Annotated in this window: 1 protein-coding gene; it reads right to left on the bottom strand. The window is 50.2% G+C overall.

The features are described 5' to 3' along the window. Positions 1-110: 110 nt before the first annotated feature. Entirely contained in the window at positions 111-956 is an 846-nt protein-coding gene (locus tag QZV76_RS07160) for a sulfurtransferase (protein ID WP_290599325.1), read from the bottom strand. Positions 957-995: the final 39 nt, after the last annotated feature.

Here is a 995-nt window from a genome sequence, read left to right as displayed (position 1 = left end):
GTATTAACCGTACTGTGTTTTGCCCAATTTCAGAGCTTTTAACATGCTCGACAATGATTTTAACCACCCGGAATACGTCTATACCGTTGGTACGATGAGCATGCTGCACACTATGGCAAAAGACCCCGCGAAGCTGGCCGTTTCGGATCCAAACACCATTGCGACCATCCTCCCATGTAGAGAGAAGCACCAGGTAAACCAGCTACTTCAAGCGCAGCAATAGTGTGGGTAGCAAGGTTACCGGAACCGCAATACACAGCCACTTCAGAGCCAGTTGTAATACCCAGTGCCTCGAATCGATCCAAAAGACTTTCAAAGTCCAAGAACTGGTGATTCGGCCCATAATTTCCGTATGTTGGAAGATTATAGGCACCCGGGATGTGTCCCAGTCGAGCATCGTTATATTCAAAATGCCCCTGGTAGCGACGCTCAGAACGAGCGTCCAACAAAATACCGTGCTGCGGCCACTCCGCTACTTCTTCAACATCAACAGTGGGCATGCACGGCTCATCAGAAACCTTAAAATTACCGTCCAGCGGAATAATGCCTGGCCCCGTCAACGTCGGCATACCAGCGTGTTCCCACCGCTGCAGCCCCCCATCAAGGAAGAAAACATCTTTCACACCGGCATTGCGAAGGATCCACCATACGCGAGCCGCGGAGGTACCTTCTACAGAGTCGTACACCACTACATAGGAGTCCTTATCGATACCCCACCGACGGGTGAGCTCTTGGACTTTTTCTTTAGTGGGGAAAGGACGACGGCCTCGCGCCGGATTATGTGCACCAGTAAGATCCTGTTCCAGATCTACATAGATGGCATTGGGAATGTGGTGTTCTAGGTAGTGGTCATAACCACCAAGGTGATCGCGATACCATCGCACATCCAGGATCACTGGTGCTCGATTAGAGTCAATACGCGCCATCAACCACTGCGGGTTTACGAGGATACTCATACATCTATCCTACTAATCACCAGATTTTTATTCACCTTC

Source organism: Lawsonella sp. (assembly GCF_011525565.1).
Lineage (GTDB): Bacteria > Actinomycetota > Actinomycetes > Mycobacteriales > Mycobacteriaceae > Lawsonella > Lawsonella clevelandensis_A.
Note: the sequence above shows the minus strand (reverse complement) of the source record. Positions and strands in the feature narration are given on the sequence as shown.